Origin of the sequence: Streptococcus sp. HMSC074B11 (assembly GCF_001808705.1) — a bacterium.
Taxonomy (GTDB): Bacteria; Bacillota; Bacilli; order Lactobacillales; family Streptococcaceae; genus Streptococcus.
This window is the reverse complement of record NZ_KV794263.1, coordinates 1-23,761: the sequence shown is the minus strand read 5'-3', so window position 1 is coordinate 23,761 and position 23,761 is coordinate 1. Positions and strand designations below refer to the sequence as shown.

19 protein-coding genes are annotated in these 23,761 nt (G+C 36.4%); 16 read left to right on the top strand and 3 right to left on the bottom strand.

Annotation, left to right across the window (positions count from 1 at the left end; all coding sequences use genetic code 11):
* The first annotated feature begins 149 nt into the window (after positions 1 to 149).
* The 8 genes from HMPREF2619_RS04205 to mobP2 all read left to right on the top strand — a co-directional run bounded on the left by HMPREF2619_RS04205 (position 150) and on the right by mobP2 (position 6,673).
* Complete coding sequence (locus tag HMPREF2619_RS04205) at positions 150 to 974, top strand: hypothetical protein (RefSeq protein WP_070459290.1); 825 nt, start codon at positions 150 to 152, stop codon at positions 972 to 974.
* Between the two features lie 121 nt (positions 975 to 1,095).
* Positions 1,096 to 1,383, top strand: a complete 288-nt coding sequence (locus tag HMPREF2619_RS04200; RefSeq protein WP_070459287.1) for a hypothetical protein — start codon at positions 1,096 to 1,098, stop codon at positions 1,381 to 1,383.
* Between the two features lie 404 nt (positions 1,384 to 1,787).
* Complete coding sequence (locus HMPREF2619_RS04195) at positions 1,788 to 2,123, top strand: hypothetical protein (protein ID WP_070459286.1); 336 nt, start codon at positions 1,788 to 1,790, stop codon at positions 2,121 to 2,123.
* Positions 2,116 to 2,463: a hypothetical protein gene (locus HMPREF2619_RS04190; protein WP_070459285.1), complete on the top strand. Its 348-nt coding sequence runs from the start codon at positions 2,116 to 2,118 to the stop codon at positions 2,461 to 2,463. Before HMPREF2619_RS04195 ends, HMPREF2619_RS04190 begins: the two co-directional genes overlap by 8 nt.
* A gap of 2 nt (positions 2,464 to 2,465) precedes the next feature.
* Complete coding sequence (locus HMPREF2619_RS04185; RefSeq protein WP_070459284.1) at positions 2,466 to 3,245, top strand: DNA/RNA non-specific endonuclease; 780 nt, start codon at positions 2,466 to 2,468, stop codon at positions 3,243 to 3,245.
* 19 nt (positions 3,246 to 3,264) lie between these two features.
* On the top strand, positions 3,265 to 3,714 hold the full coding sequence (locus HMPREF2619_RS04180) for a hypothetical protein (RefSeq protein ID WP_070459283.1): 450 nt from the start codon (positions 3,265 to 3,267) through the stop codon (positions 3,712 to 3,714).
* Between the two features lie 10 nt (positions 3,715 to 3,724).
* A complete protein-coding gene (locus tag HMPREF2619_RS04175; RefSeq protein ID WP_049537693.1) occupies positions 3,725 to 4,285 on the top strand; it encodes a hypothetical protein in 561 nt (186 codons plus the stop codon).
* An 18-nt stretch (positions 4,286 to 4,303) separates the two neighbouring features.
* Positions 4,304 to 6,673 (top strand): MobP2 family relaxase, encoded by a 2,370-nt coding sequence (gene mobP2 / locus HMPREF2619_RS04170; RefSeq protein ID WP_070459282.1) that lies wholly within the window; start codon positions 4,304 to 4,306, stop codon positions 6,671 to 6,673.
* 47 nt (positions 6,674 to 6,720) lie between these two features.
* On the opposite strand, the gene HMPREF2619_RS04165 is transcribed toward mobP2, so the two are convergent.
* Genes HMPREF2619_RS04165 through HMPREF2619_RS04155 form a run of 3 tightly spaced genes read right to left on the bottom strand, consistent with a single transcriptional unit; the run spans position 6,721 to position 7,809 of the window.
* Positions 6,721 to 7,140: a hypothetical protein gene (locus tag HMPREF2619_RS04165; RefSeq protein ID WP_070459281.1), complete on the bottom strand. Its 420-nt coding sequence runs from the start codon at positions 7,138 to 7,140 to the stop codon at positions 6,721 to 6,723.
* On the bottom strand, positions 7,137 to 7,478 hold the full coding sequence (locus HMPREF2619_RS04160; protein WP_070459280.1) for a hypothetical protein: 342 nt from the start codon (positions 7,476 to 7,478) through the stop codon (positions 7,137 to 7,139). Before HMPREF2619_RS04160 ends, HMPREF2619_RS04165 begins: the two co-directional genes overlap by 4 nt.
* A gap of 40 nt (positions 7,479 to 7,518) precedes the next feature.
* Positions 7,519 to 7,809 (bottom strand): hypothetical protein, encoded by a 291-nt coding sequence (locus HMPREF2619_RS04155; RefSeq protein WP_186821485.1) that lies wholly within the window; start codon positions 7,807 to 7,809, stop codon positions 7,519 to 7,521.
* A gap of 277 nt (positions 7,810 to 8,086) precedes the next feature.
* Between HMPREF2619_RS04155 and HMPREF2619_RS04150 the strand changes: the two genes are divergently transcribed.
* From HMPREF2619_RS04150 to HMPREF2619_RS04115, 8 genes are all read left to right on the top strand, one after another.
* Positions 8,087 to 8,347: a hypothetical protein gene (locus HMPREF2619_RS04150; protein ID WP_000770569.1), complete on the top strand. Its 261-nt coding sequence runs from the start codon at positions 8,087 to 8,089 to the stop codon at positions 8,345 to 8,347.
* Positions 8,348 to 8,358: 11 nt separating this feature from the next.
* A complete protein-coding gene (locus tag HMPREF2619_RS04145) occupies positions 8,359 to 14,163 on the top strand; it encodes a PBECR4 domain-containing protein (RefSeq protein WP_070459278.1) in 5,805 nt (1,934 codons plus the stop codon).
* 166 nt (positions 14,164 to 14,329) lie between these two features.
* Positions 14,330 to 16,075, top strand: coding sequence for a type IA DNA topoisomerase (locus tag HMPREF2619_RS04140; protein ID WP_070459277.1), 1,746 nt, complete (start codon positions 14,330 to 14,332; stop codon positions 16,073 to 16,075).
* Positions 16,076 to 16,077: 2 nt separating this feature from the next.
* Positions 16,078 to 17,928, top strand: a complete 1,851-nt coding sequence (locus HMPREF2619_RS04135) for an AAA family ATPase (RefSeq protein WP_070459275.1) — start codon at positions 16,078 to 16,080, stop codon at positions 17,926 to 17,928.
* A 91-nt stretch (positions 17,929 to 18,019) separates the two neighbouring features.
* Complete coding sequence (locus HMPREF2619_RS04130; protein ID WP_070459271.1) at positions 18,020 to 18,358, top strand: conjugal transfer protein TrbC; 339 nt, start codon at positions 18,020 to 18,022, stop codon at positions 18,356 to 18,358.
* Positions 18,359 to 18,370: 12 nt separating this feature from the next.
* Positions 18,371 to 19,444: a hypothetical protein gene (locus HMPREF2619_RS04125; protein ID WP_070459268.1), complete on the top strand. Its 1,074-nt coding sequence runs from the start codon at positions 18,371 to 18,373 to the stop codon at positions 19,442 to 19,444.
* A 16-nt stretch (positions 19,445 to 19,460) separates the two neighbouring features.
* The gene (locus HMPREF2619_RS04120; RefSeq protein ID WP_070459266.1) at positions 19,461 to 20,273 is read left to right on the top strand and encodes an LPXTG cell wall anchor domain-containing protein; all 813 of its coding nucleotides are present in this window, start codon (positions 19,461 to 19,463) and stop codon (positions 20,271 to 20,273) included.
* A gap of 26 nt (positions 20,274 to 20,299) precedes the next feature.
* On the top strand, positions 20,300 to 23,761 hold a 3,462-nt coding region (locus HMPREF2619_RS04115; RefSeq protein WP_070459263.1), incomplete at its 3' end, for an SspB-related isopeptide-forming adhesin.

Here is a 23,761-nt window from a genome sequence, read left to right as displayed (position 1 = left end):
AACCATCGAAACAGCCTATAAAAACATTGAAAAGTTGAAGGCTAAATTGGAGTCTTTGGACAAGAAAAAAGAAGCTGTTAAAGATGGAACATTTGAATTTTCAAACCCTATTGAAACTGTAGAAATGAATTAAAGTGAGGTAAAATAAAATGAAAAATTTAATTAAAATGGTAAAAGAAACTGATAAATTGGGATATAAATTATCTGCAATTTGTGGAGTGAATTGGCTTATTAGACAAGCCTTTAAATGGCAATATTTATTTTTTGTAATGGTTGCAGGCGCTGTTCTGATTAAAAAAATTTCAGCAACACTTGAAATTAGTCCAAATTATTTAGGATTTTTGATGGTTATTTTTATCTTAGCCGTTCCTTTTTCAAAATTGCGTTTTGGTGTTGAGAGATTTATTTTTTCATTTTTTGAAAGTGTTGTGTTTGGCTTTATTTTTTCAATCGCAGTGGATTTTCCATTTCAAGAAAACGAGTCATCGTTCTGGCTTTTAGCCACAATCTTTAGTATCGGTATTTATTATTTCATGAAGTGGTTTCAAGCAAAACTTTTTCAGCGTTATCTGTTCAAAAATATCTTAAATAAGGACTACCTTGGAATCCGAAAATTAAAAGATAAGTTACCTCCTAAAATCAATCTTTTTACAGATGCTGACGAAGGTGATGCAAACCAACGAATGATTACGATTAATCAGCGAGCAGTGAAAAAGGATTATCAAGATATTGTAGAATTAAGTTTTTTGAATAGGGAAAAACAGACAGGAATTTCCTATTACAGAAAATCATGGAATGGTTCTGAAGCTCCTCTTGAAAAAAAATTTGTAGATATTGATGAATTTTATCATCCAGTATTTAGCGTCTTCCCGTTTGGAAAAAAACATGATTTTTATTTCAGGTTGATTCAATTTGATGTAAGTAAAAAGAGTGCGTTTTCTATGAAAGGCGAGTTTATGTTTACCAACAAATAGCAGTCAAAAATCTCCTTAATTTTTGAATTAAGGGGATTTATTTTTTATGATTGTCCCTTTAAAAAATAATTTGAGATTTTCGGTTACAATTGGATTAATTAAATAAAAAGGAGAAGTAATCATGGCTAAAAATGATTTAACAAAAATTGATAATCAACTAGAAGAGGCAAAGAAAAGAGTTGCCCTTTTAGAAAAGGAACGTAAAGATGCAGAAGAGAATCTTCAAAAACAAATTGGTAAAATCTATGTTCAAATTCAATTGAAGAAAGATAAAAATCAGTCGTATGAATCAATTTTAGAAGAGTTAAAAATGGAATTAAACCTCATCAAAGAAGAGGAAAAAGAACAACGTTTAGCAGCGAAGAAAAATCGTGAAGAAGGTTCTCTTCCAGCTGAAAATCAGTCTTAATTTTTGAGTTTTGAATTTCTAAATAAAGTCAAAAATGGTGTATGTAAAAGTATGTAAAGAATAAAAACAGTGTAAGTATAACACCTATAAAGTGTGTAAAGGTAAGTATAGCATGTGTGTGTAAGTAGGCGAAGCCGAGAAAATTACCGGTACTGGAAACGTTGATACTATCAACATATCACGGTACGTGATATCAGTTTCCCTTATGCTCTTTTCTACCACAACACACCTAAAAAGGACCTTAGTCCCTCTGTGTGTGTTAGTGTGTTGAAAAACCGCAAAAATAGAACCGTAACGGTTCGTGATGTTGCGAGGTTGAAGTTTTCTTTTTTGCTTCTTTTTGCTTTTGCTTCGACAAAAGAAAAAAGAAGGGCGCTGTTTTTTAGAAAGGAAAATTTAAAATAATGGCAAATATAAAACAAAATCGAATTGAGATTAGAGGGCTTACTGATGATGAAATTAATTATCTAAAATCTCTTGCTAAGAAAAATAAAGCCAACTCATTTAACGATTTTCTGCTCTCAATTTGTCGTGAAAAAATTGAGTACGGAAAATTTAATCGTGCTCAAGATTTGTATGTTGCTCATTTAGAAAATATGAAATTAGCTTCTGACCATATTCTGGAACAAATGAAAAAACAGACAAGGATACTATCAGAATTTGAAGAAAAAATGGATCGCTATGGCGATCATATTTCACGTTGGTTAGAGTATGAAGGGGAGGTGGAAAGTGATGACTAAAAATTTTTTAATTAGAAATGTTCCTGATGATATGTTTGAACAACTTCAGGCCATTTCAAAAAAATATAACTATCCAAGTTTTAATGAGTTTATGTTATCGCAAGTTCAAAATATCGTAATGAATGATGGATTGAATTTGTATGATAATCAATTTGCGAAAACATTGTCCGATATCAAAAACCAACAAAGTCAGATTTTAGAATTGATGTTGAAGAATGACATTTCTCTTTCAGCTTTAAATGTTAAACAAGATATTGTAAATGAACTAACGACAAATTGGTTACATTTTATGGATGATGCATCTGCACTTGAAGCTGAGCGACGGTCAGGTGGTGTTTGAAAATGAAGAAGAATAAATCTCTGTTCCTCATTCTAATTTTTCTTGCGATCTTTATCGTACAACCTAACAATTTTAATGCTATCAAATCTGGATTGACACAAAATGATATTCCGACTCAATTGAACATAGCCGATTCAGCTGAAGAAAAAAATTCCAACTCAAATTTGAATCTTACTCTGAAAAATGATGATTTGAAATCGAAGGAGTATGATGGAAAAAATCAAGTGATTGTCGTCAATGAAAAATCACAATTTACAAAAGACGAATTGAGTTTAGAAAATGGTAGCTGGGAAAAATATTCTGATCTAGATTTTTTAAATCGTGTAGGAGTTGCTGAAGCGATGTTGGGAAAAGATTTGATGCCAATTGAAGATAGAGAATCTATTTCGTCTATCACACCAACAGGATGGAAAAATAAAAAAATAATTTTCAACGGGAAAGAAGATTATTTATATAATCGTTCTCACTTAATCGGTTTTCAATTAAGTGGAGAGAATGCGAATGCTAAAAATTTATTTACAGGTACACGTGCTTTAAATGCAAATTTTGAAGATGAACAATCATCAATGGTTTACTATGAAAATAAAATTGCTAACTACATAAAAAATACGAACCACCATGTTCGCTATCGAGTAACTCCTATATTTAGAAATGTGGAATTAGTTGCTAGAGGAGTTCGTATGGAAGCACAGAGTATTGAAGATGATAAGATTTCATTTGATGTATATATCTTTAATATTCAACCAGGATATAAAATCAATTATTTGACAGGATCATCTTAGAAAAATTGAGGAGGGAAAAATGAATCCAAGACTTAGCTTATACTTTAGCGAAGAAACACATGAAAAATTTAAGGAAGTAAAATCTTACTTGAAAGAATCGTCTGCTTTGCAGAAACAGTATCGAAATAATTCAGCAACGCTTGTCACTTTGATTGAAGTTTTTTATAAACTCTTTATTGAATTAGGAGAAGGAAAAAATTTTTATGAGCGACTGACTCAGCTGGAAAAAAATTTGGGAGGTAGCTTTGATTCTGGAAATGACAACAAGGCAATTCATCGTCAACTTGATCAAATTCTCTATTTAACACTAACCAATTTTCATGCTATTACGAAAGATGATTTTGATGTTCAAGATTTGGAATCTATTCATTCACGACTGGATCCTACACAGCATGAATTAATGGCAAGAATCAACGATGTCATTCAAGAAGATGTTGCACGTGGTCAAACAATCAAACATTCTCATTGAGGTACAGTAAATGGTAGATGTTGTTGAGATCTATTTAGAAACAGGAGATTTTCATGAAGCGGTGAGACAGTCAGGGTTGCCTACTCATATAGCTCATTTGAAATTGATTAAGAGTGGCTGTCTGAAAATTCAAGATAAAATTCAGTATGGTTCTAGGACAGCTAAGCTTGGGGGACTGGCCGAGGAGCTTTTTCAAAAGTATGTTCCAGATGCAACGGATGCGAATAAGTATTTCAAGAAAAATAATCCAGTATATGATTTTTGGCTAGATGGTTTAACGATTGATGTAAAATACAGCTCATTGTATAAAAGGAAAAACGGGAACTCCCATCACTGGCAATTGAGAACAAAAGGTAATCAAGATTTTATTGTCGCCTTTTTAGAACGAGAAAGTGGTTCAGAGTTAGAAAAACCAAATATCTTATTGATTCCCATGCAATTTATTGAAGAGCAAAAAGAATTACATATTTCTCAATCAGGACGGTGGATCAATGATTTTCAAGTTGAACCTGAAGAATTACAACCGTTATTAAAAGACTATGCTCTTTTAAGAAAAAATGGACTATTTTAATTCAAAGAGAGGAAAATAATGAACGTATCTTCTAGTCCAAGTATTACCTTCATGCTGCAATACACTGAAGCAAATAGTGGGTTTGTAGACTACACCAATAGAGACGAAGCTGTTGAGGTTGATAATGAATTAAATTTAGAAACACACAGACAAAATATTGAGTCTCTAACTGAAGATGAACTACAAAAAATCCAAGCTGAGGTTCCAGAAACAAAACTTAATTTCCAGGAATACATCGATTATATGAATCGTTCTTATGCTACTGAAAATCAAAATGAAGAGATGACAGCGATTTTTACAAAAGAGGCCAATTACTTACAGCGTAGCAAAGTAACTGAATTGAAAAGTAAGTTAGAACAGGCTTATCAAAATGGCTCTCTTCTATGGCAGGGTGTTATCTCTTTTGATAATGATTTTTTGGCCAAGGAGGGATTATATGATCTGGAAACTGGGAAAGTTGATCAGCAAGCTATCAAGTCGGTCATACGTGAAGCATTGCCAAGATTGATTGAAAAAGAAGGATTATCCGACTCATCATTTTGGTGGGCTAACATTCACTTGAACACGGATAATATTCATGTGCATTTTGGTTTATCTGAAGTTGAATCTGCAAGAGATAAATTTTTCTATCGGCCACGTGGACGAATGGAATATAGAGGTAACTTTTCTCAGAAAACCATTGAACGTTTTAAAAGTGATGTTTTTCATGGTCTGTTGAATGAACAGATTAGAGGAATGATTGTTCGACGAGAACAAATCTTGGCCAATATCAGAAGTGAGTTGATCAATTCTGTGTTTAGAGATCAGAAGGTTCGTTCTTCGGCTGAAAAAAATTTTTTGGAGCAGGCTTACAACCATTTGCCAATGGATAAAAAATGGCGTTATGGATCAAATGCAAGAGATTTTGCAGTCAGTAAATTCTTCATCGACCGCTATCTGGATTCCTATTTAGAAAATGATGGGAAAGAGCTCTATCAAGAATTTCTGAAAGAAACGAAGGACTTCCTAGAAACCTATAGAGGAGCTTATTCAGCTGAAAAAAAATCAACCTACGAAAAGATTCGGAAAGTTGATGGTCGTTTTGAGAAAACACAACAGGAGGCTGCAGGCTATCATCTGCAGCAATTAATTGCGAGTCGAGAGAAGGAGTTGAGAGAACGACTAGCAAATAAAATCTTGCACCTATTTCGTGAGAATGCTCCTGAAATAGCTGATGTTCGACTGGAAAAAAATTTGGCCAATTTCTCAGTAAAGAATCAACAAATGATTTTAGAACAGGATCCCAATGCAAGTGTTATCAAAACACTAGATGCCTGGAAAAAACTGGGTTATGAGTTGAAAGATGGGGCAAAACCTATTGAAATTACAAAACCAGTCTATGCTGCTTATGATAAACACGGAACAGGTTTGGGACGTCCTGAATATGTTACGGAATTAGTTTATGATGTGAGTCAGATGAAAGAAGATTTACTACAGAAGCAACTTAGTTTAAGGGACTTATCACTATTTTCTTCAGTTGATTTGAAAGATCTTGTAGAAGCGGCCAAAAAGAAAAGCGATCGATCATTGAAAGAACGCCAGGAGTTAGGAACATTTCGCTATGCATTAAAATTGAGTTTATTGGAGGAAAAACAGAGTAGTTTATTAGTTCGTAAAACTCTTTTTGATCAAATACAACCACTTGAAACGGATAAGCCATTTGTTGAATTAAAAAAGAAGGAGATTCTTCAAAGACTGCAGCTGACTGAATTGCAGTTGACTCCAAATTATAAACTGAGTGAAGCAGACCAATCTCTAAAACAATCTCTTGCTAACCAGTTTGAAGATAGTGTTTCATTTTCTATAGAAAAGGCTGACTCATTAACAATTCAAGCACCTATTAAACGTTTGAAGGAGGAATTAGCTACAATTCAACCTCTTCAAGATGAAGGAGTTTTGACCATCCTAAAGGGCCATCCTGTTACGAAAGATAGCTACATAGAAGAGTTACAGACACATATCTCCATTTTTCAGCTGAAGCATCAGATTTACAGTCGAAACAAGGAAATTTCACAAACGACTGATCAAACTACTATTCAAAAATTAAAACAGGAGAATGCGAAAGGATTTTCTGAACTCAAATCACTCTATCAAAAAATATTGCCAGAGGAAGAAAGCAATCAGAAAAGTCAGTTAGCTCAAGCTGTTTCACATAAAATGCAAGAAAGGAAGAACCTGCAAAGAAAAAACGTCCAACAATCCCAAGGTAAAGCAATCATCAATACAGATTTCATGAGAAATTTGACCAATTCTCTTCAAAGGGCTCAACGTGCAAATAAAAAAGCCCTCATGGAACGTGAGAGAAGCGATGAGAGGCAAGAACTTGAGGAGAAGGGGCACAGTATATAAATGGAGGTGTTTGGAGTTAAATAAAAACCGTGATTTTTCACGGTTTTTTACAATTCATTATCTGCTTTCATTTCTGCCAAAGCCGAAGTAGTCAAGACTTTTTCTGCGAGATCTCCCTGCTCAATCTCCTCAGCAGTATAGTAGTAGTCAATGATAGGGCATTTTTCTAGCAATTCAATATAGTCTCCTCTCACAATATAGAGATATTTGTCTGCCGATCCTTCCTCTATGTCTGCCTCTAGTTCTTCTATCAGTTCGCTATAATCGTAACTGAAACGGTAATTGCCTGCGTCTATCCAAGACTGGACTCTCATGGCTACTTCAAGACTTAGCTTGTTAAAGTCTTTTTTACCATTTCTCAAGAGAGAGATAGAGCTCTCTTGTATGCCTATTTCTTTTGATAAACGATATGCTGAGACAGCCTTATTCATCAAGACTGCCTCAACTTGTGATGTGTTTATTTTCATTGTGTTACCTCAAATTCTTGGTAATATGCTTGACTATCACATCCACGAATTGCGCTCTCAATTTCTTTATCTGTCAAGTTTCTTAAAACTTTATCCCATTCAAAATTCTCAAGTTCTACTAGAGCGTCATCTGCTGTTTCCCCGTAGTTTAAACGTTCCTCTAATTCTGAAACCTCTTGAGATACATAACCAAGTTCATGAAATAATTGAGAGTCGCTGTCGATATAATCTCCAATATACCCTTTGTCAACCAATTTCTCTAATAATTCAAAATAGCTATCAGCTTCTACTGTCTTGTTCCAACGTCCATCTGTACTTTTACCTGTCCACTTAATCATTTTATTTTACCATGAGAGCTTTTCGCTTTCCCTTTCTTTTTTATTTGCTTTCTTGTGCTTTCTTTAAATCTTCGATAGCCTTAGTGACTTCATCCCATGTGGCATCCCAATTCGCATCTTCATCAGTGAAGTCAAATTCGATGTCTAGTTCTTCGAGGATGCCCTCGTAAAAACTGCTTTCAAAGTCATCCCAAAAAGATGAGTTCTCTACTAACTCATATTTTTCCAGAAGTGTCGGTTCTCTGAAACCTTCAGGCCATTCCTTCCCTTCTGTCCCTACAACTTTTAATTCTAAAAGCGGTTTATCCGCGTCTTCGATATAATAACGCATCATTTTGTTTTACCGTGAGAACTTTGTTCTCCCTTTCTTTATCTTGGTTATAGTATATCATAATACTTTACGAACGTCAAGCATTTTTATAGAAATAATTGCTTTTTTTTATTTCTGAAACTAGTTTCAAACTGAAAATTTGTTCAAGTCGAACCCTCTTTTGTTTAAATTGTTTGCTTATGGATATGCCTCTTTTTTGAAATTATATTGTCCCTTTAACTGTGATTTTTCGATTATTACATAGAATAGAAGGATAAAAATAGAAAGGAAAAGAAAAATGAAGCTATTGTTTCCAGATGTTGCAGTTGAAGACTTTGATTTCTCAGCCGAATGGTTAATTACGGCAATGAATGCTGATAGCAAGCAAGTGCATTTTGAGGGTCAAGGAAGAAATTCTGATTTAGAAATGGTTCTAGATTTTAAGGAAAATTCTGAGCTATTTGAATCTTTTTCAGTAGGGGAATTGGTTCACTTAGATCCAGAAACGTTTCTACAAGCAGAGAAAGAGCCGTATAAACCACAGTATGAAGGATTTTAAGGAGATTTTATATGACAGAACAAGAATCAAGACGTGGGAAAACTCGTAGAGAACGTGTTGAATTTGCACGTTCTAGAGATATTTTGGATGTTGCAAACGAGCTCCAGATGGAGCTGGTTCGATCTGGACGAGACTATCGATGGAAAGAACATGATAGCCTAGTTATATCGCCTGATAAGAATTTATGGAAATGGTTCTCCAGAAATACAGGAGGAGATGCGATTTCTTTAGTTGAAACGATAAAGGAAGTGGATTTTAACCAATCTGTAGATTTTTTAAATGATGGAAATTTTAAAGAGTTTCAAATGGTTGAAAGAGCTCAAGAAGATTTTAAATACTATCTTGAGAAATACGAGCAGCCGTTTTCAGCTGGAAGAGATTATCTACGGAATCAACGTGGGCTATCAGATGAAACGATTGATTATTTTTTGAAACAGGGTGTTTTAGCCCAAGCTAACGCCAAACTAGACTACTTTGCGGAAGGCAATGATGGATTTACAACAAATGCGATTGAGCCAGTTATTGTCTTCAAGTCCCTTTCTTCTTCAGGTGAAGTTGTTGGAGCCTCTTTACAAGGAATTCAAGAGAATTGGGAGAAGTGGCCAAAACATGGATATGCTAAAGTGATTATGAAAAACTCCGATCCTATGACAGGTATTCATGTTGATATTGGCAGTCCAAAACGATTGATTTTTACTGAGAGTCCAATTGATTTAATGTCCTACTATGAATTGCACAAAGATAGTCTTCAGGACGTCAGATTAGTTTCTATGGATGGTTTGAAAGAATCAACTATAGGCCGTCATCTATCTCAAATTCAAGCTGAAATATCAGGAAAACCGCTAAAATGGACACCTGAACAATTAGCGGACGGACTTCAAGTAGCTATTGATCATCACTTTTTTGAAGATGGGAAAAATGCGGATTTGATTACTCTAGCTTTAGATAATGATGAAGCAGGTAGAACATTCATTCAAGAATTGGAGGCAAAAGGAGCTGTTATCAATTCAGATCTACCAGAACTAAAACCAGGACAAGATAAAACGGACTGGAATGATGTTCTAAAGAATCAACAGGAAGAAAAGCCTGACAACAGTCGTCTTGCCCAGGCACGTCGAAAATTGGAACGACTAAGGGGTGAACAAGACGAGGCTATTTCAAGGGCTTATTCTCACCAAGCGCTAACAAATGGGCAACCCATGAATGATAAGCGAGGAGGTGCTAGCTTTAAACGTAAGCAAGAACAAATAGAAGATCAAGTCTTCTCAAAGATGGATGAGATTAGGCAACAGGAAGAGCGAGTAGAGCGCCTGGAGCACCAACAACATTTGAAAGAAATGGGGTTGAATCGTCAGGGAAGTGGTCTGGAGATGAGTGTTCAAAATATACCTAGAATCCGTGAAGAACTTGAGAAGGCTGAACGAGGGGAAAGTCATTATACTAAGGAAACCATTAAACGTTATCGAGAAGAACTGAAGCGTCTGGAAGGTATATCTGAACAGATGTCTTCTGTGACAATCCAGCCGAGCACCCAATCTTTAATTGATGATGGCAGTGTCAATCAGTGGGCTAAACAACCTAATCTTTACTTTGTAAAAGGTCTTAGACGAGTAGCAGTGGAACTCACTGAAGAAGGAACGTTTGTTCCATCTACTAAGTATCGTCCTAGAACCGACGAAGAAAAAGCGGTTCTTGATAACTTGTTAAATAGACAAAATGATGTGGATCTTCCAGGGATTTCTTCAGTCGAACCAGAACAAAAAGAGGAATCAATCACAGGACAAACAGAAGGTGAACAAGGGGTTTTGTTTGAAAACTTTGCTGATGTTACTCCATCTTCAGATCATGCAATGGAACCAGAACTACAAGTTGTTTTTGATTTCTCGGAGAATTCAAAATTATCTAAACAGTATTCTTCAGGAGAGGTTATTCCTTATAATGACTTTATAGCCAAACTCTATGAAGAGAATGACTGGCAACTTATCATTCCAGATTCAGGGTATGATAAGACTTATTTTGCTTTGCAAGATGAGTCAGGAAATTCTTTAATATCGTCTATTCGTTATGATATTGGTAGTGAACGTGAAGATCTTTCTGAACAATTGAATCAGGATTTGCCTGCACCTTATTTGGAGTTAGCTCAAAAAGCAGATCACGACTATCGTGCTCAAGTATCTTATGATACTTTTAAAGCTAATCAAGAAAGATTATCTGAAGCGGTTCAAAGTCAAATTCAAGCTGGAGCTCTGCGGATTACACTTTCAGATGAAGCCTATTTCTATACCTTGGTCAACTATACTGGATGGAGTCATCCGATGCAGCAGTTGAAACCAAAAGCACTTGAGAATTTGAAAGAATATCGGACTTTCTTTGAGTCTATCAATGATACTAATATTGATCGTTTTAAAGAAAAAGGTACACCTGAACAAAATCAGATGTACGATATTTTGAAGAGTATTCAAAAAGAATTAGGTCGTTCAAATACGTCTACAGTATTTTCAGAAGAAGTCGCTATCAGTGCCTATAATCTCAATCGTCAGTTAGATAGCTTGACAGCTGAAAACTGGGGTAAGAGCATCGTGGATCCACTTGGAGCCTTGGGCCGTGATACATGGAACATTATCAGTTATCCAGCTAATGAGATTGTGACTGGGAATATTGATTATTATTACCAGCTAGTCCCATACCACTTACTAGACTATCTTAACGGTAAAACTGGAACGGTCGAAATATCTCCAGAAACCTATGACCATATTCTCCAGCAGTTGAGAAATGAAGAGGTTATTATTACTCCTGAAGCGGCTGAAGAAGTCGCTGTATCATCAGAACAGACCATTTCTTCAGATGAAGAAACAGAAAAGCCTCTTGAGGTTCATCAAGGGCAGGATGTTTCAGAGCAACAAAAAAACGAGAGGATGTATCAACGCAAGGGTTATTTACAGCCCGAAGCTGAAGGTAGCACCTCACCCGTACTTGAAACAAGTACCTTTGAACGCTCTGTTACCAGTCGTCCTACTGTATCCTCTCAGTATCTAAATTTTAACATAAAAGATGGCTTTAAGTCAAGAAAAACAAAGTATGAAAAGTCTATTGACGCTTATAATTTGGGCAAATTAAATAGAAGAGGAGTAGATGTTCAAGAAGCGGCTCAATTCTATTTAAACGAGTTGGCAAATAGTACCGTCCATTACTTTACATCAGATGGTAGTTTAGTACAGGTAAACTTTTTAGAAGAGAATTTTCTGCATCTAACTGGTCTAAAAATTATTGGTGATGCTGCAACACCTGAGAAAGTATTGCATGATTTTGCTAATGGTGGGGAACTTAGTTACGATGATATTCGTTTAAAAAATACAGAATCTCCATTTGATAAAATTAAAGTTCTTCCTGATTTAGAGACTGTTTTACAGACAGATTCATTTTATTTTGATGATCTACAAGATATTCCTAGATATCAAGGACGTTTTGATAGTCTAATCAAGTCAGACGATAGTGATTTGATGCTTTTATTCCGTGCGAATACCGAGGATGGAATAGTTCCTGTATCGGTATTTAAAGCAAGACAAGTTTTGAAGGTAGAGCTACAAGAAGCTAGAAAAAATGAAATTTTAGGTATTTTTCGAGAGAGAGGTGGCTTGATAGAACAGATTGACATAAATAAAAACTATGTAAAAGACGACGGTGAGGAGATGCTTTCTATTTTAAAGAATAAACAATATGAAGAATCTCATGATATAGATGATCGATTAATGAATGTTTCCTCTGATCAGAACGTCATATCCGAAATTACTGAACAAGAATTTAGTCCAGAAAAAGCACTCCCAACAGATACTTTTTCAGCGGAACTTTTCACTAAAGTATTAGATTCTGCATATAGTGTAGGAGATCCTAGAAAGTTAGGTTTACAAGTTCCTGAAGAATCTAAAGGAGCTTGGGAACGTTACTATAAACTTTCTGATAATCATGAAGGAAACTTTAGCGCTGTGGTAGATGCTGCTGACCAGTTGGGTCTTGTTGATAAAAATTCTAATTTCTATCAAGAATGGAATCAGGATCGAATTTTTAGTGAAACCTACCATGTACGTCTCCAGTGGTCAGAAACGTGGCCAGATGGTCCTCAGATTCCGTTTAAAGAAACAGAGCTTGTAGACTACCAAATATTTGCTGAAACACTGTATAAGGAAAATAAGGCCTTCTATGAGCGTCATCATGGTAGTGTAGCAGAGGTAAACGCAACAGGGAATCAAGAAGCTTACATTCCATTCACTAAGGTAAAATTTGATGTCTATGTTCCAGGTGGTGAAGTGATTAAAGAGGGAATTCGATATGATGTTGGAGATGAGACTAAACCAATTTCACAAATGCTAGGATTAGGATATCGTCGACTCAACGGTCAATCTGTACTAGCATTGATGGATGAAGAAATTCTTTCTCAGCTGGAAAATAGAGAGGTGAATAAGGAAATTTCCCAGGAAGCAAATGAATCGTCTCGATTGATGGGAGAGGGAGAAGGTCAAAACCTTGATACAAGAGAAACGGAAGCTTTTCAATCTTCTAAGCAAGAAACTAAAAATAATTTTCTTCAGCGTGTAGAGGATATTCTAAAAGAGGAACCTATTTCAGAATTGGAAACTCCTGAAGTAAACCCAAGTAGTATTGATTATGCTACTTTAACGCCTCATGAATTGAGTGAGGTTGCTTTTCAAAAAGTGAGAGAGTACACAGAAACACCAGAACGGTTAGAAGAGTATCTGAATTTTATGAGTAAGTTTCCAGAACTTTCACCTAGAAATGTAGCGTTGATTCAGGAACAGTGGCCAGGAGCGAATGCAGTCGCAACCTATAATCAATGGCAATCTATGGGGGAAGCTCTTGGGATTACTTCAGATCAGGTATTTGAAACTAGAAATACCTATACCAATAAAAAAACAGGTCGAACAAGAGAAGTTGTCCATAACAATCTTTCGGTTAAGACAGGAGAAAAATCACATATTACCTTGTTTAGACCTATGATGGTTGAAATGATTCCTGTATTGGATGAAAATGGGAATCAGGTAAAAAATGGGAAAGGCAATCCAAAATATAAAAGACTTTCTGAAGCGACACCTGAAGAAAAAGCTTTAAAGAAGCAAGGAAAATTAAAATCTCGCTTCTTCCAGGAAAGAGATTCAAAAACAGGCTTAGCTAAATTTGCTACGTACAAAGTCTTTGAGTTGTCTCAGACAACCTTGAAGCCTGAATTTTATCCAAAAGCGATGCCAAATCGTCACTATGATTTTAATATGGATCATATTCGTACGAAAGAGGTGCTTGAAGGACTTTCAGACTATGCTAAGAATATTGGGGTAACAATCTATCAAGACGATGCAAAAGAGTTGAAGAGTGCGAAGGGAGCTTTTTATCCAGATGAACAAAAAATACTTTTGAATAGAGATAATACTCCTGGGGAAGTCGTTGCAACAACCATTCACGAGTTAGCGCATGCTAGTCTGCATAATCCTAAATTTGCTAACTCGTATAAGAAAGATGTCTCAAAAGATCGTAGAGAACTTGAAGCTGAGATGACAAGTTATCTCGTTTCTAAGCATTTTGGGTTAGATACCTCGGAGAAAGCTATTCGCTATATGGCACTTTGGACTGATAATTTAACATCTCTTGATGATCAAGAATTAGCGCAATCTATGAAAAGAATTCATGGAACAGTGTCTAAGATTGTAAAAAGTGTTGAACAACATACGAGACCTTACCAGTTAAACAGACAGGTGGTACAAAATCAAAATTTTATCCAAAGCCCAAAGAAGGGGCTTAAAGTCTAGTCTAGAAAGAGCGCTCTTTAAGAGCCTCTTTTTTGTATATAAAGTTATATAACTTTTTGTGCTGTTTTTTGATATCAACTCACTGTATTATTTATCAATGTCCCTTTACAAAAGATTTTTTAATTATAGCTTACAATGACAGAAAATGAAGTAGAAGGAGAATGATATGGTTATAGTTGTTCTGGCTGAAAAAGAGAAACAGGCAGAAGCTTACGCTACAGCTTTGGGACAATTTAGTAAAAAGAAAGGTGTCTATCTCATTAGGCAGTCGCCCTATTTCCCAGTTGAAGTACATGTGGTGGCTGCTGAAGGGCACCTATTTGAATACAGCGAACCAGACAACTGGTCACTTGATAAATTACCTCTTACAAATGTTTCATTTAAGCAACATCTGAAAGAGGACAAGGATTCGAGAGAAAAATTTAAGAGAATCTATGATGAAGTGGTAGTAGCGGATCAAGTGATTATTGGAACGGATGCTGATAGAGAAGGAGAGCGAATTGCGTATTCTATTTTATCGCATATACCAGGAGGGAAGGAGAAAATTTGGAAACGTCTTTGGGCAAGCTCCATGACAAAGAAAGCTCTTCAAAAAGCTTTTCAGGAATTGAAGGAACCTTCAGAAACCTATAATTACTATTTGGAAGCTGAAGCACGTGCACAAAGTGATTGGTTGGTAGGAATGAACCTATCACCTCTTGCAACACTTGATCTTCAAGCAAGAGGACAACTCTCTCGAGCAAAAGGTAGCCATCTATCGGTTGGCCGAGTACAAACACCAGCGGTCAGACTAGTTTGTGAGAATGATTTAGAGATTCGCAACTTTACTCCAGAAAAATATTGGAAGCTTCAGTTGGAGGATAAGAAAAATGGGGTATTCTTTACTACCAAAGATAAAACTAAAGATAGTGAGGCTATTTTAGCCTATTCAAGGGGATTATCAACTACCTCTGTTATTTCTTCAGTTGAGGTAGAAAATCATCAGAAATCCGCTCCACAACTATTTACCTTGTCTGCATTACAAAGTTTTGCAGCAAGTGCCTGGAAATTTGACTCAGATAAAACTGAGAGCATTGTTGAGGGACTGTACTTGGAAGGATTTCTCTCCTATCCACGACCAGACTCAGAATACATCAGTCATTTTGAATTTGATGATTTAAAAGAAAATCTATTTGCCTATCAAAAAGCTATTAATTGTCATTTTCAGCCAGCGTTTTTGGAGCCTAGAGAAGATTACGTCAATGATGAAAAAGTGTCTGGTACGAGCCACTCAGCCTTGATTCCGACCGAAAGAATTCCAAACCTTTCAAATCTAAAAACTGACCAACGGCTGATTTATGAAGCGGTGGTGAAGCAGGCAATCTTGATGTTTGCGGATGATTGTTATTATTCAACCAAAACAATTGAAGTAGAAAATAATGGTCTTGTTTTTAAAACAAAAGGTAGAACGCTTCATAAGTTAGGATGGGCTGAATGGAGTTCTCGAAAGGTACGAGGTTCTGTTGAAGTTCCTGATTATCAAGTGGGAGATAAAATTGATACGCAGGTTCAGATTGTAGGAGGTGAAACAAAACCACCTAAAAGACTAACTGAAAGCCAATTGATTGGCCAAGTGTTTCCTAAATATGGCCTAGGAACACAAGCCACTAGAGGAGAAATCATTAAAAAAATTCAAAGTAAGGGTTATGTTGTTAAAGATAAAAAAACAGGTCAACTAACTCCTACCAACAAGGCCTATCTACTTATCAATTATCTCTATGACAATGAATTCTCTGATCCAGAGACAACAGGAGGCTGGGAAATGTTTCTATCTCAGATTGGAGAAGGGACAATCAATCCACGAGAATTTGTGGATGCGATAAAAGATAAGCTCACTCTTCAAATCAAGGAAGTAAAAGAAAGAGGTGATTAAGTGTGACTACTGAAGAAAAGAAAAAAACACCCTATTTAGATCGTTATACAGATAATTTGACAGAAAAAGTTTCAAAAAAAGCAGAAGATTATCAGGTTTACGGACGTGATAAAGAAGTAGAAGCTGTTCAGACCACTCTTCTCAGACGAACTAAGAATAATCCCATTTTGGTAGGAGAAGCTGGAGTTGGAAAAACAGCTATTGTTGAAGGATTTGCTTTAGCCATTTTAAGAAACCAGGTATCTCCCAAATTAAAAAACTTGACCGTGCGCTCTCTGGAACTATCTAGTTTAATGTCAGATGAGGATGGAGGATTTATTGTTAAGTTTAAAAAAATTATTGAGGAGATGGTAGAAACCAAAGGAGAGAATCTTCTCTTTATTGATGAATTTCATACTATTGTTGGTGCTGGTGGTTCAGATAAGGGCGCTTTGGATGCTGGAAATATTATTAAACCAGTTTTGTCACGTGGTGAGATGCAATTGATTGGCGCAACTACATTGGATGAATTTCATGAATATATCGAAACGGATCGAGCGCTAGAGCGAAGGATGCAACCGATTATGGTTGATGAACCAACAACTACTCAAGCGGTTGAAATTCTTGAACAAGCTAAAGCTATTTACGAAAGTTTTCACCAGGTGTCTATTAGTTCTGATGCTGTAAAACAAGCTGTACTTTTATCTGTTCGTTACATACCAGATCAATTTTTACCTGATAAAGCCTTCGACTTAATAGACGAAGCAGCGACAATTTGTTCTACAAATGGATTAGGTCATGTTGGGAAGCAAGAAATTGCAGAGGTACTGAAAAATAAAACAGGTATTCCTGTCACGACGATTTTGAAAGGTGACAAGGAAAGATTAGATGGTTTAAAAGAAAAACTGTCACGACGTGTTAAAGGTCAAGATGAGGCTGTAGATGCTGTTGTGAATGCTATAACTGTTGCACAAGCTGGTTTACAGGATCAAAGAAAGCCCCTATCTTCCTTCATGTTTCTAGGAACTTCAGGAGTTGGAAAAACAGAGCTTGCCCTAGCATTGGCAGAGGGGATGTTTGATGATGAAGAGGCGATTATTCGTTTTGATATGTCTGAGTACAAGCAAAAAGGAGATATTACAAAGTTGATTGGTGATCATCAAACTAGGACAAAAGGTCAATTGACTGAGAAGGTTAAACAAAAACCTTATAGCGTTATTCTGATCGATGAGGTGGAGAAAGCACACTCAGAAGTTGTAGATTTATTTTTGCAGGTGCTTGATGCAGGACGTTTGACTGATTCAACTGGAAGGCAAGTGAGCTTTAAGAATACGATTGTCATTATTACTACGAATATTGGTTCTCAAAAAATTATTAAGCAGTACGAATTGAAAGGGAATTTTAAAAAGCTAACCGATAGGGATAAAATTCAGTTTGAAAAGAGCATGACGTTGGAGTTAGAAACTAGATTTCGACCAGAATTTCTCAATCGAATTGAATATAAATTGATTTTCAATATGCTAGACGAGGAAGTGAATAAAGAAATTATTGTCAAGCATCTATCAGAAATTGAAGAAAGAATGAAAAATCAAAAGTTGACTCTCTCTTATGAAGAAAGTTTGGTTACTTATTTATTAGATATAGGAACAAATATAAAAGATGGTGCTCGGCCACTTGAAAGAGTGATTAAGCATAAAGTACTTCCTTTAATTTCTAAAGAATTTCTTAATCTATCAGATTTCAACCAGGAATATCATTTTCATCTTTGGGTAGAAGGTGATGCGCCAGATGAGCATCACCGTGAAGATAAAAGAGAAATATTATTTGAAGTTGAGGCTAAAAATAAGTCATTTGGTGAAGTATTATTTTCATAAAGTTCACAATAAAAAAATGATTGTCCCTTTAAAAAATTTTTTTCAATTATCTATTACACTAATATTGTCAAAATAACAAAGGAGGATTTCTATGAAAAATTATTTGACAAGACAACTTCAGCAAGTAAAGACAAAATCACAAATGTTTTTATTGAGCCTTTCACTATTTCTAACAGGATCTACAGTTTATGCGGAAGATCCGTTCGCAAAGTCTGATACCTTAGCAAAAGAAGGAATAACTAAGGTTCAGGGAATCGGTGTTGTGTTATTTGGTTTAGCAGCGGTTGTAACCTCATTGATTTATGGTTTTGGTGGACGTGAGCTAAAAGCGGCGATGAAGAAACATTGGGTTGCGATTGCAGTTGCAATTATTGGTGTTGCAGCAGGCCCAAGTATTATTGAATGGTTCTTTAACTTTATTAAAAATTAAGGGGTGAAAATTATGACTTTTTCACTCTTTAATAAAAATAGATGTTCTATTACGGATGAGCTTTTCCTAGAGCTTACCTGGGACGATGGAAGAGGTCTAGAGGAAGATAGTGAACTGCTTGATATTATTGAGGGATTGGATCATCTTTCTAATTTTTCTCAGCCGATTTCAAAAAGTTTGCCCTATCTAACATTTCAACAAGCGGAGTTGTTATTTAAAGAGTTAAAACAGGCGTATGGTCGGTTTCAGCTGAAAAAAGTAGCAATTGCTCATATGGAAGGGAAAACTGTAGTGACAGAAGGAGAGGTTTATGCTAGTCCATTCCTCATTACTGAAGACTATGAAAATCTCTTGCTTCCCCTTATTCAAGCGATACTTACTCGCTCTGAATTTGCGAATTACAGCTATCAAGAAAAAAGGGAGTATTTTGAGAACCAGATTTATCCTGTATATAAACAAAGTTTGGGATTATCTGATTCTTCTCTACCCCTTTTCCCAGCTGAAGGTGAAACGTTGATTGGTTCTCAATCAAGTGGTTTGGCACTTGCTCCAAAAGCTAGAAAACAACCAGATATTGGGGATTCTGTACCTCATAAGCAGTCAACTTCCCTCAAGAAATTTTATCTATTTTTAGGTTTTTTAGGAGTGCTTACAATAGTAAACATTGTTTGTGTATTCTTTGCTTTCACCCAACTATCAAACCAGTCAGAAAAAGTAAATTTCTTATACCAGGAACAAAAAAATACTCAACTAATCATTTCAACGAAAAATGAAGTTGATGTATTTAGCCGCTATTTCTTACCTTCTTATTACTCAGGCAAAAAAGAAAACCTAGTGGATTTTCTTTCTGAAGGTGATGCAAAATTTACCCAACCAAAAGAAGGGATTTTGCAGTCCGTTATTTTAGAGAAGTTGAATTATGATTCAGAAACTCAAAAATACACGGTTTCCTATATCCTATCAGTCAAAAAAGGTGATAAATCATCTAGCGTTAGATTAACTTTTGATGTAAAAGCTTCTGATTCTTCAAAATATGGATTTGTTGTAGAAACAGAACCAAAAGAATCAAATTATCTTAAAAATTAGAAAAGGAAAAATTACAATGAACAAGAAACAAGTATTAGCAGCACTCGCACTATCAACAATTGCACTTTCACAAGCTGGTTATGTATCAGCAGACGATCTGGCACCAATTGACTCTTCAGCTCCAACAACAGAAGTAGTTACGCCAACAGCACCTAGCACTTCAACAGAAACAGAAGCTCCAGCAGTTCAGCCAACAGAGCCTTCAGTTACTCCAGTTGATCCAACAACTCCAGATACATCATCAACTACAGATAAACCGCAAGGTAAAGACAATGCTGAGAGTTTAAATGGCGTATCAACTGATAAACCAGTAACACCAGATACATCATCAACTACAGATAAACCGCAAGGTAAAGACAATGCTGAGAGTTTAGATGGCGTACCAACTGATAAACCAGTAACTCCAGATACATCATCAACTAAAGACAAACCACAAGGTAAGGATAACGCTGAAAGCCTTGACGGTGTACCTGCTGAAAAGCCAAAAACAACAGTCGAGGCAAACGAACAAGGGAAGTCTCAAATTGGAACTACTTCAACATCAACTGGACAGGTTGTCCATGATGTAATTAAAGAGCCTGTTGAAACGAATACAGGAGCTTCAATTGTCAGCACTCAAAACGGAAATATTGTTCTTTCAAATGGCTCTGTAGTTGCTCCTGAAGAGGTCGGAGGTACTGTCAATGAAGATAAGACTATCTCTGTTACAGACAAAGATGGTAAGCTCAAAACCCTTCCAAACACAGGAACGGCAGAAAGCATTCTGGGTACTATTGGGGCTATGTTGTTGACAGCAGTTGGTTACTTCTACAAGAAGAAAATGTTTTAAGGTGAAATTGAAAGGGAAACAATTAAATGACAGAAAAAACACAAGGACACGGATATTTCCGTAAGAAAAAATGGGCTAAAGGTTTAGTATCAGGAATTGCAGTTGCAGGTATTGTAGCCTTCTCTGCAGGTTCTGTATTGGCGGATGAAGCAGTCCAGCCTGAAAGTAGAAACGACAACAACGCTTACGCTACACAAGCTGGTAAAACAACAGGAAGCCAGTCTGTAGCGATTGATAATGGAGTAGTTACTAAGGCAGCTGGAAAAGCAAAAGAAGCAGGAGTGAATGTTTCTGAGACTCAATCAGTTGATAAGGGAACAGATACTACTACAACAAAACTGGAACAGTCTAAGTCTGAGATTAAACAAGACCAGGACAAGCAGGTCAAGGAGCTTGAAGCTACAACTGCAAAACAAGTTCAAAACAATGAAGCCTTCAAGGAAGCGCAGGAAGCTATTCACGCTAACAATAAATTTGTGGCTGGTGAAAAAGCCAAACATGAAGGGGCAACAACTGTCACTGTAACGAATGACGGTTCGACAGCTACTGATGGAACAGCATCTAAAAACAAGGAAGCTGTTATAACATCTAAGAAAGTCTTATCAGAGAACAAGAAAGCAGTAGCAGATTACTTGGTTGAAAAAGATACCTATGATACTACTGTTAAACAAGCTACTACTTTAAACAAAGCGGTAGAAAGTGCATCTGAACAGCTGGAGAAAGAAAAAGTTGATGTTAAAGTCGTTACACGTACTGTTTCTTCAGTCAAAGAAGTAGAGGAGCTACAAAAGAAAAATGAACAGGCTATTGCAGCTGCAAAAGGCAAAGTTGAGCTTAACAAAGCGATTATGGCTGCCTACACAGAGAAGAAGGATGCTAGTGAACAAGTCAATCAAGATGCTGATCGCAAATCAACCGAACTGAAAAATACCGGAGTGCTTCTAACCTCTAAAACAAAGGAAGTTTCTTCAGCTGATGAAGCGAAGCAAATTGGGAAACAAAACCAAGCAGCTTATGACAAAGCTAAGCAGACCCAAGCGGAATGGCAGAAGAAGTACGATGAGCTTCGAGCTAAGACAAGCACGGAAGGGTACACAAAAGAGGTTGTCTTACAGGCTCTCAGTCTTGCATCAGCTAATCCTGAAGCAACAGTGAAGTCATCTGCTTCAGGTTCAACAGTAGTAACGACAAGTTATATTGCTTCCTCAAGTGGTTCTTCAGGATATGGTCGTATTCTTGATTCTACCAAAGTTTTAAAATATAGTGATGTTGGCACTGGATGGAAAACAGAAGTTGACTACACAAATCTGAAAGGTTTGACTGTTTCAACTGCAGATGGTAAAAAGCATGATATTTCTCGTATCCATCGAAAATTCGAGATTCTTAATCAAGGGAAGACAGGCTTGAATGATGTATACGTTTTGAATGATCCAACAGAAGGCTTTGTAGTCGCTCGTAATGATGGTACTGGTGATACTTCGGATTACATGAAGTTTAGAGTGACTGACACTTATTACTACAATGTTGATGGTAAAGAAGTAGTGTTCACTGCTTCAGAAAAAACTCCAGCAAGTATAACTTATTCATCTCTTAACTATAACATAATTGGTTGGGAAGGTGCTGGAGCAGTTAATGGTAAAAATGTTGAGATTAACGGTTCAACTGTAACGTATCATAAAAACGATGGTTACAACTATGCTGATAACTATAATACAGAGGAAAATGTAGGGGTTACATGGGACACTTCTGACTCTTCTTATCAATATAAGGGAGCAGCACTCGGTGTCTTCACTGAGGGGACTGATTTCACTACTGATTTTGCTCAATGGGATGGCTCTGCAACACCAGCAGGACAGACATACTGGTTTGCTTTGAATACAAAGGTTGTAACTCCAGTTGTTGAAGTTCCAGCTACGGCAACTATCACAAAAACAACCGTGAAGCCAGGTAAGACTGAACCTGTATCAGCCGAATTGGTTAATACAAAGAATCCAGTCAAACCAACCTTGACTCTTAAAACTCTCTCTGAAACCAAAAATCAGAAATTATCTGCAAGCTATCACGGTTATAAATTGCAGTATAAGCCAGTTGTCAGCAAATCTGTAGCAGACACAGACAAGACCAATACAAACGGTCAAACAGTGGTTAAAAATGCTACTCAGCTTTATACATTGCATCATGATAATATCTATTCTAACCTTAAAAAGGGAGACAAGATTACCATCATTGATCCACTCGAAGCTGGTGCTGTTCCTGATGTAGCTGTCACAAAGGCAGCAACGGAGAAAGCAGGATGGGGCGTTGCCTATGATGCAGGAAAGAACACTTATACCTTTACTGCAACCTACGAAGGGAAACACTTAGAAGCTCCTGTGATTACCTGGAAACCAATCTATGACAAGGGCTTCTATGATAACACTTATAAAGTGTTAGTGAATAACTATGAAGTTTTCTCAAATACTGTTACGAACTACACTCCACGTCCACCAAAACCAGTCAAATCTGTGTTAGATCATTCTGGCAAGTATATCAATGGTGCTAAAACATTTGACCGCAACGTAACCTTCCGTTTGACAACAGATTACAGTCCATACACCAAAACTCTTGCTTCAGCGCAGGCACTTGGTAAGAAGTTTGGAATCCTGGATGATGTTCAAGACAAAGCCTTCACAGTTGACCACAGCAAAATCAAGATGACTGCTGCAGGACAAGATGTGAAAAAACTCTTCGAGATGTATCATGTGCTTTCAGATGCAGGACGTACGGATGCAATCAAGAATATCCTGAAGGAATTGAACTTGGCACCTAAAGGTGAATTTTATCTTTGGGTTGCGAAAAACTCTGCGAGCTTCTACAACAATTACGTGAAGCAAAATAAAAATGTGACGATTGATCTTCCAGCTAAACTATTAGTAAAAGAGGGAGAAATCGTTAAGAATCAATTTAAACAGATTGATTTTGGTAATAGCTATCAATCCAATCTTGTGACAGTTGAAGTGCCAGAGGTGAAACCAGATAAACATGCACTTGATAGAACTGGCAAGAAAGTCCTAGATGGCAAAGAAGTTCAGCTAGGTGATTTTGTTCAGTACCATCTTGACGGAGTAACTGTTCCAGAAAAACATGATACATTGTACCAATATGATGGTCTGGATAAACTTGATACGAAACATGACCGTTATACAGGTAATTGGAAAGGTATCATCAAGGGTACAGAATACACAGCAGAAAAAGAGCTTGTGTTACCTTATGACGTGACATTGAAAAATGGTAAGGTTATCAAAGCTGGCGATAAGATTGAAAAAGGTAGCTCTTATGCCTTTACCTTTGAGTTCAACCAAGGTACCAATTCAGAGTTCATCAAGAAACTTGTGACAGTTAAGTGGGATGCCAAAGGTGGTCAATGGTCTTACGTTATCAATCAAGATTTCTTAAACTCTCTAGGTGTTAAAGGTACCTTTGATGCAGACTTCTACATCGAAGTTGAG

Coding starts and splice junctions, on each gene's coding strand:
- HMPREF2619_RS04205 (WP_070459290.1), top strand. CDS start 150: ATGAAAAATTTAATTAAAATGGTAAAAGAAACTGATAAATTGGGATAT.
- HMPREF2619_RS04200 (WP_070459287.1), top strand. CDS start 1,096: ATGGCTAAAAATGATTTAACAAAAATTGATAATCAACTAGAAGAGGCA.
- HMPREF2619_RS04195 (WP_070459286.1), top strand. CDS start 1,788: ATGGCAAATATAAAACAAAATCGAATTGAGATTAGAGGGCTTACTGAT.
- HMPREF2619_RS04190 (WP_070459285.1), top strand. CDS start 2,116: ATGACTAAAAATTTTTTAATTAGAAATGTTCCTGATGATATGTTTGAA.
- HMPREF2619_RS04185 (WP_070459284.1), top strand. CDS start 2,466: ATGAAGAAGAATAAATCTCTGTTCCTCATTCTAATTTTTCTTGCGATC.
- HMPREF2619_RS04180 (WP_070459283.1), top strand. CDS start 3,265: ATGAATCCAAGACTTAGCTTATACTTTAGCGAAGAAACACATGAAAAA.
- HMPREF2619_RS04175 (WP_049537693.1), top strand. CDS start 3,725: ATGGTAGATGTTGTTGAGATCTATTTAGAAACAGGAGATTTTCATGAA.
- mobP2 (WP_070459282.1), top strand. CDS start 4,304: ATGAACGTATCTTCTAGTCCAAGTATTACCTTCATGCTGCAATACACT.
- HMPREF2619_RS04165 (WP_070459281.1), bottom strand. CDS start 7,140: ATGAAAATAAACACATCACAAGTTGAGGCAGTCTTGATGAATAAGGCT.
- HMPREF2619_RS04160 (WP_070459280.1), bottom strand. CDS start 7,478: ATGATTAAGTGGACAGGTAAAAGTACAGATGGACGTTGGAACAAGACA.
- HMPREF2619_RS04155 (WP_186821485.1), bottom strand. CDS start 7,809: ATGCGTTATTATATCGAAGACGCGGATAAACCGCTTTTAGAATTAAAA.
- HMPREF2619_RS04150 (WP_000770569.1), top strand. CDS start 8,087: ATGAAGCTATTGTTTCCAGATGTTGCAGTTGAAGACTTTGATTTCTCA.
- HMPREF2619_RS04145 (WP_070459278.1), top strand. CDS start 8,359: ATGACAGAACAAGAATCAAGACGTGGGAAAACTCGTAGAGAACGTGTT.
- HMPREF2619_RS04140 (WP_070459277.1), top strand. CDS start 14,330: ATGGTTATAGTTGTTCTGGCTGAAAAAGAGAAACAGGCAGAAGCTTAC.
- HMPREF2619_RS04130 (WP_070459271.1), top strand. CDS start 18,020: ATGAAAAATTATTTGACAAGACAACTTCAGCAAGTAAAGACAAAATCA.
- HMPREF2619_RS04125 (WP_070459268.1), top strand. CDS start 18,371: ATGACTTTTTCACTCTTTAATAAAAATAGATGTTCTATTACGGATGAG.
- HMPREF2619_RS04120 (WP_070459266.1), top strand. CDS start 19,461: ATGAACAAGAAACAAGTATTAGCAGCACTCGCACTATCAACAATTGCA.